The following is a 14,869-nucleotide window of genomic DNA, read 5'->3' as shown; positions in this document are numbered from 1 at the left end:
TCGTACGCTGCCGCGTCTTTAGCGGTGGCAATTGCGGCAAGCCAATGTAACGGACTGATGCCTTGCGCCTTCTGATTTATATCCTTTTTACCGGATTCCCGCTGTTGTACCTGCAGTGGGCGCAAGCTATCCCTTTTTTTGACCGGTTGCCCCGGTTTGAATTGCGTGTCGAGGGTGACCGCCAATTGCAGGACTGGTTGCGGGAGCAGCTGGAAGCCCAGCGTAACAGCAGCAGTGTGCTGCAAAGCTATCGCGATCCCCGCGATGTCGCCCGCTATGAGCGCGGAACCCTGGGCAAGCTGCTGCGCTCGCGCGGCTATTACAACGCCCGTGTGCGCGATTATGTGAGCAGTGGAGGTATCGACTACCTGGTGGCACCCGGCCCCCAAACCCTGATTACGAGTATCGAACTGGAGATGCCCCAGCGCTATCGGGAGGGTATCGGCAATCTGCCCCTGAGCCCTGGAGATCCGCTGGATGCGGGTAAGGTGCTGGAGGGGGTTAAGGTTATCGAAAAATACCTGGGTGAACACGCCTGCCTGCTGGACATAGATGTCAGTTATCAGGCGACCCTGATCAGGGGTGAGGCCAGGGCCCGCCTGGTCTATCGTGTGGCACCGAGTCCGGAAGTGCGGTTGGGAGAGGTCCGCATAGAGGGGCTGACTTCGGTGAACCCCGATTTTCTGAGAGGCAAATTACAGCTCGAACCCGGCGACTGCTTCAGTCGCAGAAAATTAAATGCGGCGCAGTTGCGTTTGCTGCGCACCAATCTGATCTCCAGTGCCAACAGCCGGGTTTCCGCTCCTTACGAGGGTACGGTGGATGTTGTGTTTGTAGTGGTCGAGCGCAGGCACCGCACTGTCAGACTGGGGGTGGGATATACCTCCGATGAGGGTGTCGGTGTGACCGCCGGCTGGGAGCACCGGAACATCTTCGGTCGCGGTGAAAAGGTCGAGGTGGAGAGCAAGGCCAACCCGGTACAGCAATCGTTGCAGGGCCAGCTGCTTATGCCCCGCTTCTTTAGGGACAGGCAGAGCTTTTCCGCTTCCGCAGAGCTGTCCTCCGAAGATCGCGACGCCTACCAGGCTGATGCATTCACGCTCGGCGCCACTGTGTCGCGAAAACTGAGTAAGCACCGCACAGTCAGCGTTGGCGGTGAACTCAAATTCAGCCAGGTGCAGGAGCAGGGGGAGGCCACCGAGGATTTTAGCCTGCTCTCTTTGCCCTTGGGGTTCAAGCTGGATACCACGGACAACCTGCTGGATGCCCGCCGGGGCGCCACCGCGGCGCTGGAGGTGCGCCCCTATGCAGACCTGGGCCAGTCGAGTACAAACTTCGTCAAAAACACCCTGGCGCTCACCGGCTATATCACCGGTAATAACTTAAAATTCGAGCCCACCCTGGCGCTTCGCATCAAGGCGGGTGTTATTTCCGGTATCGACACTTTGGACGTTCCTGCCGATGAGCGGTTTTACGCCGGTGGCGGTGGCTCAGTGCGCGGCTATGCCTACCAGTCGTTGGGTCCCCGCCGACTCATTCCGCCTGCCAGCCCGGGTGGCGAGCCGACCCTGAGCGATCCCATCGGCGGTCGCGCCTTGAGTGAAATTTCCCTGGAGGGGCGTTTTCGCTTCACCGATACCTGGAGCGGAGTCCTTTTTCTGGACGGCGGTAACGCCTACGAAGATCCTCCGCCGCGTTTTGGCTCCAGCTTGTTCTGGGGCACCGGCGTGGGAGTGCGCTATATCACCTCCTTCGCGCCGCTGCGCCTGGACATCGCCTTCCCGCTGGAAAAGCGCGATGACCTGGACGACGACTTTCAGGTGTATGTCAGCCTGGGGCAGGCATTCTGAGATGCGGCGTTTCTTTACCGCAGTGTCCGCCGGTTGGTCCCGGTACTGGAGCCGAAGAACCCTGCGGTGGCTGGGGCTGTGCGCAATTTTTCTCCTGGGCGCGTTTCTGCTGCTGGGCACTGAATTCGGGCGGGTATCCCTGGTCCGCGGCGCCTTAACACTGAGTCGGGTATGGCTGCCGGACCTGCGGATTCGGATCGAATCCATTGGCAGTACACATCTGGGGCAGTGGTCCTTCGGGGCGGTTACCCTGAAGCGCGGCGACAAGACACTGTTACAGGCGCGTCAGCTGGCACTGGATGTTGATCCCGTGGGTCTGTTTACTCGCAAATTGGATGTGAAGTCCATCCGTGCCGGTGAGCTGCTGGTGGATGGCGACGGAGTGAGAAAGCCCACCACCACCGGGGATGGGGAGCAAGCGGCCGCTGCCGATCCCACTCCAGTTGCGGCAAAACCCCGGCTGCTTCCGGCGGTTCGCCTCGGGCGGCTGGAGATCGGCCGGTTGCATCTGAGTGACAGCCGCTTCGCGGATCTGCCGGATTTTTCCCTGTCCCTGAATGGCCGCTATCACTGGCCGGGGGAGGGCGCCGCTCTGGACCTGCAAGTACGGGCACTGGACGGCTCCGGTTTACACCTGCTGCTATCGGGCACAGCACAGGGGGAGCGGGACTTTGCTGTGAGCCTGGGGTTGAAGGAAAAACCCGGCGGCTTTGCCGGCCGTCGTTTACATCTGTCGCCAGAGCAGGGGCTGGACATGCGCGGACGCCTGCTGTTCCAGCGAGAGAAGGGAAATCGTTTTTCGGTGGAAGTTGGGGAATTGTCCATGCCCCTGGCGGGTCATCAGGTGGCGTTGACCGGGGACGCCATAGTGCAATATTCACCCTGGAATATTTCCACTGACGGGTTGCAACTGCGGGTCGACGACAGTCGCCACCAGCTCAGCGGCAGCATAGGACAAGACAGTCTGGCGGTGGATATCCAGCTCAACAAGTTGCCGGTGGCTGTTTCCCAGCCCTGGCAGTCTCTTCTCACCGGCGGTTGGCTCACCGCTGACCTGACACTTGACGGCACACCCGCTGCGCCACATATCACCGGCGTTGTGGATCTCCAAAGCCAATATGCAGAGCGCCCATTCAAACTGCAGGGGCAAGTGGAAACCCTCGGCAAGCGGATTGATTTTTCATCGGCAATGCTGGAATTCGCCTCCAGCCGCGTGGACGCCGGGGGCAGCGTGGATATCGCCGGCAGGACACTGGACCTGAATGGCGAGGTGCGGCAGATGTCGCTGGACGATCTGCGCCAGCTGCTGGTCGCATTGCCTGCGACCGAGGCGTTGAGACTGCCCACCGAACTGCAAGGGCAAGTGGAAGAGTTGTTGGTGCGGATCGAGGGGCCCTGGAACAACCCGCGACTGGACCTGAGTCTCGCCGCCAACCCCAGTTACCGACAAGTGTCCGCCACCCTTGACGCCCATCTGGAAGGGGATTTCCGTGAACTTGAACTGGCGGAGTTTGTACTGCAGGCCGATGGCCTGACGGTTACCGGCGGTGGCAGTGTGTCGCTGATGCAAAAGACTTTGCAGTTGCAGATGGATATGGGTATGACCGACTTTCGCCCGGCGCCGCGACTCCAGTTGAGCGCCGCGGAGGGCATGGTGCTGAACCTGGATGCGGCGGTGGAAGTGTTTGGCCCCTGGCAAAACCCCCGTATCGACACGCGCTTGAGCTCCCACGGTTCCTACCGCGACTACCATTTCCTGTTGACGGGCAATACTGCCGGCAACCTGCAGCGAATAGAGTTACAGGATATTCGGCTGGATCTGGATACCAACCCGATCGAATTCCCAGTGCTGAACCACCAGGGAAACTACTCCAGCTCGCCGCTGGCGAAGCAATCCTCAACTCAGAACAGCCCTGTGCCAGCGGGCCCGGAAAGCGGTGCGATACTGGCCGGGGCAGGGCGGCAGCCGGGGCAGGGCGGCGCTGCGTGGTTGGAGATGGACGGTGAAATAGAGCCGGGCGCGGGGCTCGCCCGCGGTACCCTGGCGGCGCGCAACCTGCCGGTTTCACTGGCCGAACTGACGGGAATGGAACTGCCGCCTTCCCTGGACGGGCAAATCAGTGTAGATGCTACTTTTTCCGGCCCTCTGGCCAATCCGGAGGTCAGTGCAAATCTAATGGCGGCCGGTGATTTCCGCGGAGAATACTGGCGGGCCCAGGGCGATATAGAGTATGGCCAGGGGTTGCTGGAACTGGACCAGGTGGAGCTTGTGTGGGCAGAGCGGAATCAGCTTTCCGCCCAGGGCAGTCTCAACCGACGACTACTGGACCTGGAAATTCGCGCGGTCGCGCAATTGGAGGATCTGGACTTGCCCTACGTTGTCGGTGAGGGGGGGCAGGTCACATTTTTGGTCAGCGCCAAAGGCAGTCCGCAAAGGCCCCGCCTGGACGGTGAGTTGATATTGGCCGGGGCACGGCGTCCACTGCAGGTGAGTGTGAACTGGCATACTGAAGGCGAGTATCTGCATGCCTCCGCCAACGCTGAGCACGGCGGGCGCCAGGCGCTGGATGCCAGTGCGGAGCTGATGCTTACGCCGCTGGTACAGAGGTTGTTCTCTCCTAAGTCTCAGGGCGCGGCCGCGCCACCATTGCAAATGAAAACTGCCGGCAGTGCGGATCTATCCGTGCTGGCGGAGTTTATCGACCCTGAAATTCACGCCATGCGGGGGCAGTTCAGCTTCGATATTTCCGCACAGGGCACATTCCGTGCCCCAGAACTGGATGGGCGCCTGCAGTTGACCGGAGGTGGCTATGAGCACCGCCCCAGCAATACCCGCCTGCGCAACATCGAATTGCTGGCCGAAATGACTCCGGCGGAGTGGCGTATCGAGCAGGCCAGGGCCGACGCCGGCACCAGGGGTCAACTGGATCTGGTGGGGGTGGTCAGGTTTCCCGCCGCAGGAGCGCCCATATTGGATTTTCAACTGCGCACCGAGCGGGCAGAGTTGCTGGATACGCCGGCCGTAAGCGGTTCGGTTTCCGGTATTCTGCTGTTGACGGGAACCACTACCGATGCGGAGCTAGCGGGGCGGCTTACTTTGCGGCCCCTGACGGTACAGGTGGAGCAGCTGTTTGGCGGCAGCGTCCCGGAAATCGATGTAGTGGAAGTGGAAGCGGATGGTCCGCAGTTAAAACCGGCTTCGCATCTGCTGCAGCGAGTGGCCCTGGATGTGGAAGTGGTGCTGGACCAGCAGTCCTATGTTCGGGGGCTGGGGCTCGATTCTGCACTCCAGGGCCGCGTCGATGTGAGTGGCACCCTGGCCGAGCCATCGGCTTCCGGATCCCTGCAAATAGTGCGCGGTACCTTTGATTTGTTGGGTAAGCGCTTTGATCTGCAAGAGGGTGAGGTGCAGTTTGACAATAACCAGGCGGCAATTTTTGTCAAAGGGCGGTACGAGTATAGCGAGGGGGAAATTATCGCCCAGATTTCCGGAACCACCGACGACCTGGATATTACTTTTAGCTCAACTCCTGCCGCCGCCCAGGATGAGATTTTCGCACAGCTTCTGTTTGGAAAGTCCCTCACAGATATTTCCCCCCTGCAGGCGTTACGCCTGGTGAGCGCGATAAATACGCTAAAAAGCGGCCGCGTCGCTTTCGACCCTGTCGAACGCACGCGGCGCTTGCTGGGTGTGGACACGCTGGATATACAGACTGAGGACACGGATGATGGTGACCAATATGCTTTGAGTCTGGGCAAATACATCACCAATCGCATCTATGTGGAGTTACAGCGCAGTACCGACCCTTTGACACCGTGGAAAGCCAAAATGCAGATAGAGCTTAGGCCGAATCTCAATTTGCAATTTAAATCTGCAGATGACAATGAAAGCGGGGCTGGCAGTGTTGAGCTGCAGTGGAAAAAGGATTATTAATGCCTCTCACAGCAATTAATTTCGAGGATGTAGTTCAGGTAAACAAGGATTAAAGCCTCTTGCAGCTACCCGGAAGTCCCCCGGCAATACTATTTGTTTGTATTTTCGCAATCGGAATAGCAAAGACCGTATAAACTTTAAATTCAGCAATATTTGACTTATTGTCATTTGAGGTTTCCGTATTCGATGGCGTAAGTGATGATCCTTGGTATGAACTTGTATTTATTTGCGAATTTTCATTTGAATTGATGTTGTCAAATTCTTTGATCGAGACCAAAACAATTTTTTGAATTAATATTTTTTCAATAGGATTGTCCAAGCACATCAATGCCAGGCTTTTTGCCTTTATTAGAGTTTCATTTTTTGTGCCCTCTTGGGATGTTGAGAACACATCATCGCTGACAAAAATTTCTGTAACCCAAGGACCGAGCGCTACTAAGAGCGTGATAAAAGCAATAACTAGTAAAACCCTGGAGAATAGTGAAGACACAGTATAATCCACCATAATTTAGTAGGCTACCGCATGGAAAATTCGATATCTTACAAAATCGGCTATTATCCACGCGGTATCTATGGTATGTAGTTTTTCTCAATATAGGCTATTGCCGGACACTGGATACTACAAGTTGTTGAAAAAGCCCTCCCTGGCTTTCCTCAACCCGGGTTAGCGGCGCATGTCCGCAAACCCTCCACGACAAATCAAGCAGTTACATGCTTGATTTGCGGCCCGAACATCCCTGTTCGGGACAGCAGGCTGCTGAAAAACACTTTTTCAACAGCCTGACTAATTGAGCTGACAAATAAGATGAAGCCTTTAACGCCAGTTAATTCCACACCAAAACGGTTGGGTATCCTCCCCAGTTCATATTCCATCCGGTAATTAATTGTTTTGTTTGAGTGGAAAACATACACCAAATTGTAGGAATGCCAAAACACCTGTTTTCATTTTCTTGGCCCATTAAGATAAAAGGGCTGGTGGTAGCAGAGCCATGAGAAGAGAATTGCCAGGCGCCAAAATATACAGAGCCACTATTTATTTTTTTTGCATCAAAAGAGCCAAAGCTAAAAACGGGTCCGTTGGGATCGAGAACTCCAGCTGTTGGGCAATCGTCATAACCATCGGGTAAATTCGTCGCCGTTATACAGGTTGAAGTAAAGAAATTTTGATCCCTGACATTAAGATCATGTTCATAACCTGGGTCACTTACAGACCATGGCCCGGAAGTGTCCCATAAAAAATATGAGTCCATATAAAAACGTCCGTCATAGTATAAGTCTCCTCTTGAGGGATAGTAGGACGCATGTGGAATTTGACAATAAAATAAAATAGAAAATATTGAAAGACTACCAAGAAAATAGCGTGATAAACTAAGCATAATTAATTCCTTATATAATTTTTAAAAATTAATTGATTAGATCGATCATTAGATCGTATAGTTCACCAGCTGTGGCTCCTGTAACTAATGGAGCTTGATATTCCTTTCTTAATTTTTCTGGTTTTAGATTTAGCTTTTCCTTGTATGCATAAGGTATGGTGGCCCCCATAGAATTATTATTTTCTATATGAGTGATACTGTTATATGTTTTAACTAATTGATTTTTTTCTAAGATTTCTCTTTTATCCTTTGGTGTCTTAACCTCTATAGCAAAAATCAGAGGTAAACCCTTATCGATTGTACTGGTAAAGTTTTCTAGCGAATTTCTTATGTTTAAAAGAGAGCGTACCTGTTTTTGTAGAGACTCAGATTCCAGGAATTCTTTCTTACTATTTTTAGCTGCAAAATCTTTCAATCTTATTTTATTTGATTTTAAGGCGTTTCGGTAGAAGCTACTGGTTTCCTTTCTTGCTTTATCAATGAATTCAGCAGGTTCCATAGGGTCATTGCTTCTGTAAGTTGCGGAAATTCCCGATGACCACATGAACAATGCTCTGGGTTTAGCTTTAGCTGATTGCATTAATTTTATTATTTTTTCGTCACTCAAGGTAGTTTCAAATCCAATTTGAAAATGAATAAACTCAGAGGGCGTGCTATCTGCTTGTGATTGTGAAGTGAAAATCACTGTGATAAAGATCAATGGATAGAGTAATCTGTTCATAAGCTCTCCATAATATATTTATGTTTTACCTGGAAACAGCTTTTTAAATCAGGAATCAGTCGTATTTTGGTTGTTTAATACTTCTTTTCTTAGAGCCTTGATCTAAGGATTTTTCTGGCGCCGGAAAGATTTTATAGTTCAAAATTGCACTGGTTTGTAATTCATTAAATGTCAAACAGCTAAACGGTATTATCGATTTATAGGGTTATGTGGAGCTCCTTCTTTTTCCATTTGTGTGTATTTTGACCCGCCTGGGGAGGCTAGCATCGCTCATTATAGAGGGTCAATTATAAGCGTTGTTTATAGTGTCAAGAATTATCGAGATTGTGGCTGGATTCTCAAAGAGTATTAATTTAGCTTGGAAGTTACTATGGAGGCACCAAAGATATACCTTGAGTTCCTATCCAGGAAATCTAAGAAAAACAACCACAAAACAAATAAAATAGCGCTAGCATTATTTGGCGCAGAAATATCTCTTGTAGGCTTAAACCATATTTTTGCGCTCTTTTCCCATTTATTTCTCGATCTTTGGTTGAGCTGGCGAGTTGGTATCATACAGAACAGCGGGGTCAATCCGATAGAAATTCCGTAGTTCCCGGTAGAGCGCCGAGTGGTGACTGCTGAGAGCTGCCGGTATGACGAAAAATGCCTCTGTGGCGACAGCAAAAAATTCTGCTGGAGATTCAGCTCCATAGAGATCCAGAACCCGTGGGCCTGTGTTTTGAGAGCCCTCCGAATCCCGCTGCTGGCGCAAGTGCCTGAATTCAGCTCCAAATACTTCCGCCCAGTCCCTGCCTTCGCCGGAGGATTCGAACAGTGGTCGTCCGTCGTAGTAGCCGTCCTCTTCATCGAGCTTGTGGGCGAATTCATGCAGGGCGACATTGTGTCCCAGTTCCGGGTGGGCGAGATCCTGCTCCAGATCCCGCCAGGAAATTACCACTGGTCCCCGGTAGTGGGACTCCCCTTCGCGCACACTGTGTCTGGTTGTCTCCACATAGTTCTGCCGGTGGATTTCCCGGGCCACATAGGTGTCCGGGTAGAGCAGTACCGTATACAAATCCGGATAGCAGCGAGTGTCCCGTCCCAACAGCAGCAGGCAGGCGTGTGCTGCCACTGCGATCCGCATATATTCGCTGACCTCGAGGCCGTCGCAACCCACAAATTCCTTCTGCTGCAGGAAGAGGCTCATTTCGCCCCTGAGTTGTGCCTGCATAGTCAGTGGAAGGGATTTGTAGATACGCAGGCTCTGACCTAGAAAGCGCTCCTGGTCGCAGTTCAACGGGCGTCCGCGAAGCTGGCGCCGGCGCAAGAGTCGCCAGTAATAGGGCAATACCCAAAGAGCGACCGCGCCGAGGACAATAAACAGAAAGGTGGTCATTTCAGTGGCCCCCCGAAAAAAGCTGGTGGTCTGATATCAGCGGACACTCTGTTGCAGGAATAATACCCTAAAAGACGGCGAAAGACGCGTATTGCCGCAGGTGAATAGTGGCACTGGAAGCTTAGAATTGAGCGGTTTCCGTCGCGGGAAACAGGTTCTGAAACCTGGGAAACCCCTGTTGGGATCGATTGTCACGCAGCAGGTTACTGAATAGGGTGGAGGTGGAAATACGGTCCAGTTGGGCGACAAGCTGGTCCAGCCCGCGGGTTTGGGTGCGACAGCAGGTGGTGTATCTTGCCAGCACGCGCTGCAGGGAATCGTCACGTTGGCGTAAAAGCCTGTCCGCCTGTAAAAAGTAGACGGCCCCGCCCCAATACATGGTGGGATATTGCCTCCTTCGCTGCAGCTTCGGTGCAGCCAGTGCGAACGGCTGAGTGCTTTCACGATATTCCCGGGCAGCTTTTTCGATCCTTACCCTGTATCTCGCCAGGGCCTGTTCCTCTGTCAATACACCCATTTGCTGCATCACCTGGTATTGCATGAAGCTGGCGAAGCCCTCAGCGAACCAGGCATTGCGCCGGCCCAGGTAGGGAATCAGCAGGTGGCTCAACTCGTGGGGCGCGGTCCAGTCTCGGAGGAAGTCCTGCAGAGAAAAGCTTGGGTCCACATAGAAATTGACCCCCTGTACACGGCCGCGGCGCGTATTGGCCCAAGGCACGGGTTGGCCGCGACCGGCGCGCCGATAAAAGTATATGTGTACGTCAAAGGGGTAGGGACCCACCTGCTGTTCGACCGCGGTGACGGTGCGGTCGATCCACTTTGTCAGCTTCTGCTTGTCCGCGGCATCAAACGGATCCTGCCAGTGCCAGACAAGCTCTGCTTTGGCTAATGGAGTGAAAGCCATTGCGAAAAGTAATAGAAAGGCCTTAACACTGATAGCATAGGTGTCGGTGTGAGTCAGGAAAGGCACTGTGCTTCGAGTCACAAGGTGGCTCCTGGAAAGTGGTATTGATTGACGGACCTCTAGTGGCTGCAGCTGTTGTAGAAGTACTATATTGGTCTGACTAACAGTTTGATGTCTAGCGTAAACTAATATAGTTTTGTATAAAAGTAAAATTGAGACATAAGCTGATTTCTGATACCAAAATCTCTTTAAAAATTTTGAGGATAAATAACCTTTTTTAATGTGTAATCAAGCACCGCAGATCTTATTTTAAATCAGCAGTCATGCTCGATTTATTATGCGTATTCTATAATTATTTTTATTGGTAAATTTCATCGCCACTTCTTTCGGAAGTCTACTATCCTGGTTGATGATATAAATATACTTATTTGTCTATGACTTAGTTTTTAGTTGGATATATTTATGTAATTTTGAGATCAAGAGCTTAAAATACACAACGTTAGAAAAGTAAATTAGTTCTCGTGTAGATTGAAGTGTCTGGTATTTTATCCATAAATAGAATATCAAGCGTAAGGAATATTTGTGGTTTTGGTGTGGCCAGATTTTATTTTCTATTATATAGATTTTATCTCCACGCTTTGGTTTGTCTTACAAAATATGGAGACCAAGAAAAACCCACACCGAAGTGTGGGTTTCACCTTCAAAGCCTATTGTAATCTGCGAATAACGCTGGGGTCAAAATTCCTGGGAAAGACGCAAATAATAGGAACGGCCGAAGAGGCGGTAAGTCGATGGATCGGTGCTTGCATTGAAGCCGTCGTCGATATAGGGAGGCTCCTCATTGGTCAGGTTGGTCACGCCTAAGGAGATTCGTGTGTTAGTCGGAAAAGTATAAGCTGCGGCGAGATCATGGTACAACTGCGAGTCAACTTTCTGTATGTAGTCGATGAGTTGAGCGTTAGCATCAATTTCACCAACATACTCGCCCAGGTAAGAAACACTGAGGTCGTTCCAGTACCAATTTACTGAGTAATTTAACTTGTCCTCCGGATAGAGATTACCGTTGGCGGCTAAGGTTCCAGCTTGTTCTTCAGTAGCAGCGCCTTCAAAGGGAGTACGGCGGTTTTCTAATTGTCGAACCCAAAGTAAGGAGGTTTCAAAGCGGCCAAAATTCGTTTCGAAGCCATAACGGGTTTCAAAATCAATACCTTCCGCGGTCAGTGAAGCAACATTAAAACCGATGTCCTTGACCTGTCTCACACTATAATCGGGGCGACGAGTGATCAGAGCACAAGATTGAGGGTTGCCGTCTTTGTAGCAGTCATCCAAAATAAACTGCGCGCCCAGATTATCGATCAAGTTATCCATCTCGGTTTTCCAATAGTCCAGTGTGATGGATAGATCGCCAACCGGAAGGGACGGAGTAACTACAAAGCCGGCAGTGAAAGTGTCACCAGTTTCTGCATCCAACTCCGGGTTACCGCCGACTCTGGTCAGAACTTGGGTGTCTAGCTGTGGCGCAACACGATCACAGAAAGGAGAGCTATCGATGTTACCGATAGCACATGGATCGCTGTACTCTGGGAAGGCATCACTTTCCCCGTCGTACAGTTCATTTATGCTTGGAGCTCGGAATACCTCACCTTGAGTGGCGCGAAACTTTATACTGTCAACTAGCTGCGCTTCCAAGCCCAATTGATAAACAGTATCGCTACCAAAAGTGCTGTAGTCGTCCCAACGTAAGCCCAGAGACATATCGAAACTTTGGCTGCCATTGTCGTACAGCGGAGCCAAAAACTCTGCGAATATAGAGTTACTGCTGTAGCCGCCTTCAGTACCCTCGCCCTTATTGCCGGTGATTTCACCAGCAACCTTGGCGGAGTCCGGGGCAAAAACCAGATATTCACGGCGGTATTCGTAACCGAATGCAGCCCCCAATGCGCCAGCGGGTAGTTGCATCAGGTCACCAGATATGGAAGCGCTGAATTGATCCTGCTCGACAGTTATGGAGTCCACTGCAGTGGTTCCCACATAGGCGAGCATTTCATCTGTAATGCCGCCAGCACCGCTGAACAAGTCCAGGGGCACACAGTTGGGAATCAGAGTGCCGGGATCGTTGATGTCGGTATAACACTCTGGTGTGCCGTCGCCATCGAGATCGGCAGAGGGTCCCATGGCCTTGGACAGGTTGGGTCCATAAAACTGGCCGAAATCTTGATCGGCGCGTTCGCGGAAGCCTTTGTTGTAAGATGCCTCCCAATCCCACTCAGCAAAGCTACCTTGCAGGCCTGCAATTGCCTGGAACTGCACAATACTTTGCTCGAACCGGCGAGTACTTTCGACTATACGGCGACGAGCATCGATCACTGGCTGGCCGAGAGTGTTGTAAAAGTTGTCCTCGGAAATGCCATTGTAGGGGACTGGGTCCACTACCTGCCCCAATGTTTGGTCAGCAGTGTAAACCCAATCCGGGTCGTCGGATGTGCCCATATTGACTTCGCGCAAAGGCTTACCGGTGATTGGGTCTACAGGGATGTATGAACCGCTATATCCTGGATCGGAAGGTGAATTATAAGGCTGTGGTGCCAGCTCCTGGGCTGAGGTTCTCAGATTGGCGCGGAACTCGGAGTAAAACTGGAGATTTTCGGCAAGGTCGAAGTTGACTTGAGAAAAGATATTCAATCGTTCATAAGGAGTTTGAATATAGTTGACCGGAGCGTAATTGTAGGTTCGACCGTCGTAAGCAACAAGGCCATCGCCAGGGTTCATCCATACAGGGTTTGCAAATGCGGGTATGCCGGTATCAGTGGTAGTGGTCTTACCCTCGGCGTCCAGAAACAGGAGTTCACCATCCGAGTTTTTACGCTGAAAAAGCTCGCCGGATGTGAGACGGCCCTCCGGAATGCGGGAGGAGCCTATTGCAAAGGCTGCTGTTGGCCCTCCCTGTTCAAAGGCTTGCGCATCTGGGTAGATAAAATAAGAATTCTGAAAGAAATCCCATGGCGTGTCGGATTGGTAGATCTCTTCCTGCTTAACATATTCAGCACCGAAAGTTACGTTGCCGCCGTCAAACGACTTGCCAGCAATAAAGCTAATACTATCTTGCGCGCCGGTGTCGGCTTCAAAAGAATCTGCGTTTTGAATTTCTACCATTATGCCGTCGAAGTCACTTCGGGTGATGATGTTAACTACGCCAGCCACGGCATCGGCACCATAAGTAGCTGATGCACCATCTTTCAGGATTTCAACGCGCTCAATCATTACGGCCGGAATAGTCTGATAGTCGCCACCATCGACTGTTCGTTTGCCATTTACCAAGTTCAAGGTCCGCACCGGGCCCAAACCCCGCAAGTCAATCTGAACTGAACCGTTGCCACCATTGTTTGTGGTGGTGCCAATGGGTGACCCAGACATGGCAGGTAAGCGCTGCAGCAGGTCACCGACGTCGACAAGACCGGTAATTCGCATCTCTTCAGCGGTTAACACTGTGACAGGACTGGAACTTTCGAGATCAGCTCGCTTTATGCGTGAACCGGTAACGATCACTTCTTCTACCAAGGAAGCGTCTTCCTGCGCGAACGCAGGCATGGTAGGAACCCATACTGCGGCGGCGGTACCAATGGCTCCATTCACGGCTACTGCTATGAGGTTCTTTTTCATTATGGATCCTCTCTTCATCATCATATTTATGTTCGGTTGCTACGAAGAATGGTGAATTTTTGCAAGCGGCTGGTTTGTATACAGCCACTCTCCCCCGGTAAAACTACAATAGGAAGAAATCAAGTCACCTCATTAGATAAATATCAATCAATCCTAAAAGATATGAAATTTATCAATTCTGGTAATTTAAACTGGATTCTATTTTGGAAGATACAAAAATGCTCAAGAGGGAAAGAAATTAACGACATTTTTCGGTAGTATGGCGCTTTTTCCATTTTATTGGGTAAAATAGTTGCCTAGATTTTTTTTGTGAATTAATGGTTTGGGGATGGTTCGCCGCAAATTAAAAATAGCATCAATTGAGGAATTTCACGACATTTTCGGCTAATCTAGGCTAATTCATACCGGCATTGGTTAGGTGAGAAATTAGGGTAAGTGTTTCACTTATTGATAATCATGGTGGTTGGAATTCGATCTTGGAATCATCGTAGGAGTTTCGGTTGAGTGGGTTGTAAGCAGGCGGCCAGTTATTGGTACGTTAGTATTGCGTGACACTGTGTTAAAGCTGATAAACCTACCCTGTTCAGAGTACGTTTCATGTGTAGATTGGCGCAGATATTATCGTTAACTTTTGAGCATTATATAAATCCTAGCAGGCTGTTGATTTTCAGCCAGATTCAAACACGGTAATCGTTTGAATCCGCAATTCTCGGTCCAAATAGACGATTTAAGGCCATTTTTTACCCTTACGGGCCTTGGTGGCGAGCTTTCCCCGCCTTCAAGACGGACTATCCCTGTAACGCCCTCATTCGAGTCAGGTTCCAGCCAATCATCGTCAGCATAAAGACACTGTTCACTTTCGATAAACCGCGTACTTTCATCTGCCTGATGAGACCAATTGTCTTACCCCAGCCAAATGGTTCTTCTACCCGCTTTCTGCTCCGATGGCTGATCTGGTAGCCAGCGTGCCGGCTGGTGCGACCATCAATGGCAGAGCCTCCAATACGATTGTCATTCCGGGCAACATGGGGCGTCATATTCATGGC

Annotated in this window: 9 protein-coding genes; 2 read left to right on the top strand and 7 right to left on the bottom strand. The window is 51.3% G+C overall.

Annotated features, from left to right (window positions below; translation table 11 throughout):
* The first annotated feature begins 62 nt into the window (after positions 1–62).
* Both AB1S50_RS12825 and AB1S50_RS12820 read left to right on the top strand, forming a co-directional pair.
* Entirely contained in the window at positions 63–1,850 is a 1,788-nt protein-coding gene (locus AB1S50_RS12825; protein WP_367151158.1) for an autotransporter assembly complex protein TamA, read from the top strand.
* Complete coding sequence (locus AB1S50_RS12820) at positions 1,798–5,784, top strand: translocation/assembly module TamB domain-containing protein (RefSeq protein WP_367151157.1); 3,987 nt, start codon at positions 1,798–1,800, stop codon at positions 5,782–5,784. The genes AB1S50_RS12825 and AB1S50_RS12820 overlap by 53 nt, the downstream gene beginning before the upstream one ends.
* 49 nt (positions 5,785–5,833) lie before the next feature.
* Here the strand turns inward: AB1S50_RS12820 and AB1S50_RS12815 are convergent, their stop codons facing one another.
* The 7 genes from AB1S50_RS12815 to AB1S50_RS12785 form a co-directional block, all read right to left on the bottom strand.
* Positions 5,834–6,274, bottom strand: coding sequence for a hypothetical protein (locus AB1S50_RS12815; RefSeq protein WP_367151156.1), 441 nt, complete (start codon positions 6,272–6,274; stop codon positions 5,834–5,836).
* 334 nt (positions 6,275–6,608) lie between these two features.
* Entirely contained in the window at positions 6,609–7,160 is a 552-nt protein-coding gene (locus AB1S50_RS12810) for a hypothetical protein (RefSeq protein ID WP_367151155.1), read from the bottom strand.
* A 28-nt stretch (positions 7,161–7,188) separates the two neighbouring features.
* Positions 7,189–7,881, bottom strand: coding sequence for a hypothetical protein (locus tag AB1S50_RS12805; RefSeq protein WP_367151154.1), 693 nt, complete (start codon positions 7,879–7,881; stop codon positions 7,189–7,191).
* A 514-nt stretch (positions 7,882–8,395) separates the two neighbouring features.
* Complete coding sequence (locus tag AB1S50_RS12800) at positions 8,396–9,259, bottom strand: M90 family metallopeptidase (protein WP_367151153.1); 864 nt, start codon at positions 9,257–9,259, stop codon at positions 8,396–8,398.
* A gap of 121 nt (positions 9,260–9,380) precedes the next feature.
* Positions 9,381–10,244: a gluzincin family metallopeptidase gene (locus tag AB1S50_RS12795; RefSeq protein WP_367151152.1), complete on the bottom strand. Its 864-nt coding sequence runs from the start codon at positions 10,242–10,244 to the stop codon at positions 9,381–9,383.
* A gap of 654 nt (positions 10,245–10,898) precedes the next feature.
* Positions 10,899–13,823: a TonB-dependent receptor domain-containing protein gene (locus tag AB1S50_RS12790; protein ID WP_367151151.1), complete on the bottom strand. Its 2,925-nt coding sequence runs from the start codon at positions 13,821–13,823 to the stop codon at positions 10,899–10,901.
* A gap of 788 nt (positions 13,824–14,611) precedes the next feature.
* The coding region (locus AB1S50_RS12785) for a transposase (RefSeq protein ID WP_367151150.1) at positions 14,612–14,869 on the bottom strand (258 nt) is incomplete at its 5' end.

This window comes from Microbulbifer discodermiae (genome assembly GCF_040742695.1).
Taxonomy (GTDB): domain Bacteria; phylum Pseudomonadota; class Gammaproteobacteria; order Pseudomonadales; family Cellvibrionaceae; genus Microbulbifer.
Note: the sequence above shows the minus strand (reverse complement) of the source record. Positions and strands in the feature narration are given on the sequence as shown.